Raw genomic sequence first — 3,037 nt, forward strand, 5'->3', positions numbered from 1 at the left:
TGATGACAAGAAATTTATGGATATAATCAAGCTAACACAAAATCCTATATTTGAAAGTGTATCAAAGGAAAAAGAATTCAAAAAAATCATCAGCCGGATAGAACGGGATATTACTATGATGAGACAAGAGGGAATTACCCTAAAATAATTATTTCTAAACCATCCCGAAGGATTATCAGATCGGACTACCGCTTCCAGCTAAAAAAAGGAATCTTTAAGAATCCTTGTTTCCGGTTTTTATTCTTTTGACCTATCTTAACTTCGGCATTCTATAACTTAAACCATTGTATGTGATGGAAATAAAATCCATGTCTGATTCCACACTATCAACAGTACAGAGCATTCCGGCAAATAAGGCCGCAGCCATTGAGGTTCCTGAAAACCGGGCATAACTATTATTGGGATAGGTCGATAAAATATTGGAACCCGGAAGCACAAAGTCCACCGGAGGCTGGCCAAAAGCAGAATAATCTGCCATTGAAAATTCTGATTCACTAGTATCACAGTCAAAGTCCAAAGCTGCAATAGTGTATATATTATCACCTGAAATACATCCTGGAAAATTCTTTGAGGCATCTCTGTTTGTTTGACAATCCTCATCATATAAAGTACAATTCCCAGCTGACATCACAATATAAACCCCTCTTTGCGCTAACTTTCTTATCCTGCGAACAATTCCTTGTTGAATTAGGTCGCACCTTACTGCCCGTGTGATTGTTCCAAACGACATCAAAACAACATCCTTCTCCTTAAGATTTCGATTTTTTGCTATGTAATTCAAAGCGACCACAATTGTTCCAAAATTGGAATAACCAAGGCTATCTATAACTTTTACAGGAACAACCTTTGCATTTTGAGTTATTCCGTTGACCCCAAGTATATTCGAGCTTTGGCTTTCTTTCCCGGCAATAATTCCTGACAGATGGGTTCCGTGGCCGGTAGAATCCTGATATGCACTTGCTAAATCAATAAAAGATTTTCCATTAATATTATCTATGGATTCGACCAAATCCACATGATTTCCATCCACACCGGAATCCAACATCCAAACCCTTCTCAAAGGAAGGTTAGCTGTTTTTGGCCCTCCTACCTGATTGATTGCGCAACTCGTTTTTGTCTGCGGGTTATAGTTCCATTCAGCCAATTCAGGGTCACCTTGCTGGATTGGCCTTCCCTGTTGTATTGGTCTCCCCTGTTGGATCGGCCTTCCCTGCTGAATAGGCCTTCCTGAAGCCTGAACCCAAAAATCTTCAAAGACAGCTTCTATATTCTCCTTATCTTTTATCAAGCTGTCTTTTTGGGAACTATCCAATTTGGCATAAAATCCCACAGCAAAATCCGTAAACAATATAGGTTCTTCACCAATAAATCCTTTGGGCAAAAAACTCTTGATAGTATCCTGCAACGATGACCTATACTGATCTTTCTCATCAATGAGTTTTGGATCGTCTTTTTCAGAACTTAATCCGAATTGATCCAAAACAGATGGATATTTTTTTTCATCCAACAAAACAATATAATACCCTTCAATATCACCTATCTCCTCTTCTGTTTCATCTACCTCATCGCCATTGGAATTTTCTGACTTTTGAGGACTGCAGGCAATAATTGCAAAATAGAATAACAGAATCAAAGCAATATTTTTCATGGCGAATCAATTTAAAAATTGGGAATATAAAAACTTAATAACCATTAAGTTATGATAAATTTTATAAAAATGCAAATGATTAATTCACATAAAGAATAAATAAAATCGGCAAATATTCAACATAGAATATTATTGGTAGTTTTTATAGGTAATTATGGAAAATTAATTGAATATCTGTTGCTAAAAATCAAAGTAACTCATTGAAATTTATTCCTTTAAAACACTGAAATTATCCACAAATTTTCATAATAGATACATTCTTTATATTTTGCAGAAAGACTGTTTTTAATTGTTTATATATTACCCTAACCCAAAAATCCCATGTCAATTCTCCAACCTCAAGGAGTTCCTATTCAAGAAAGATATCTAGCCCTTGACGTCCTGCGTGGGCTGACGATTGCCCTGATGATCGTGGTCAATACTCCCGGAAGCTGGAGTCATTTGTATGCGCCTTTTGCACATGCAGACTGGCATGGTTTCACCATTACGGATTTGGTCTTCCCCACTTTCCTTTTTGTGGTGGGCAATGCCATGAGTTTCAGTATGAGGAAAATGGAAAAAATGGATCAGGGAGTTTTTCTCAAAAAGGTTTTCAAAAGAACAGCAATCATTTTTCTGATCGGTTGGGGATTGAATGCTTTTCCTTTCTTTGAATATAATGAAACAGGCGGAATCGTTATGATCAATTGGTGGAACGTCAGGTTGTTGGGCGTACTGCAGAGAATTGCCCTTTGCTATATGATGGCTTCTCTCATTTTATACTATCTTGGAAAGAGAGGTGCAATTTTATTTAGTGTTATCACTTTATTGGGATATTGGGGAATTTTATATTTTTTCGGTGATCAAGAAGATCCGTATTCATTGACAGGAAATGCAGTATTGAAACTCGATCTTTGGCTGATTGGGGCAAAAAATCTTTATGGAGGAGAAGGAATACCTTTCGAACCTGAAGGTATCTTAAGCACCTTCCCTTCTGTGGTCAATGTGATTGCGGGATACTTTGCCGGGAAATTTATACAGCAAATGGGCAATACCAACAAAACAGTCAAGGCTCTTTTTGTTTCCGGTTTGATCTTGATAGTAGTCTGTTTGCTTTGGGACAATCTCTTCCCGATCAATAAAAAGATATGGACTAGTCCTTATGTACTTTTGACAGTAGGTCTTGACCTTTTTCTGATCGGATTCCTCATCATGGTCATAGAAGTCTGGAAAAAAAGAAATTGGACTTATCCTTTCGAGGTATTTGGCAGAAATCCTTTGATCTTATATGTGCTTTCCGGAATTGTGATCTCGGTGATGCACATCATCCAAATAGGTGATATAAGTCTGAAAGGTGTCATTTACGATGCTGCATTCACATCTTGGCTTGGACCAAAAAATGCTTCACTC

2 protein-coding genes are annotated in these 3,037 nt (G+C 37.3%); one reads left to right on the plus strand and one right to left on the minus strand.

Going from position 1 to position 3,037, the window contains the following annotated elements:
- Window positions 1-250: 250 nt before the first annotated feature.
- Window positions 251-1,648 carry a S8 family serine peptidase gene (locus ACEW8O_RS17430; protein WP_373495906.1) on the minus strand — a complete coding sequence of 466 codons (1,398 nt, stop codon included), beginning with the start codon at window positions 1,646-1,648 and terminating at the stop codon, window positions 251-253.
- A 321-nt stretch (window positions 1,649-1,969) separates the two neighbouring features.
- Between ACEW8O_RS17430 and ACEW8O_RS17435 the strand changes: the two genes are divergently transcribed.
- Window positions 1,970-3,037 (plus strand): acyltransferase family protein (locus tag ACEW8O_RS17435; protein WP_373495907.1); only part of this gene is annotated, 1,068 nt, incomplete at its 3' end.

Source organism: Aquiflexum sp. (assembly GCF_041749095.1).
Taxonomy (GTDB): Bacteria; Bacteroidota; Bacteroidia; order Cytophagales; family Cyclobacteriaceae; genus Aquiflexum.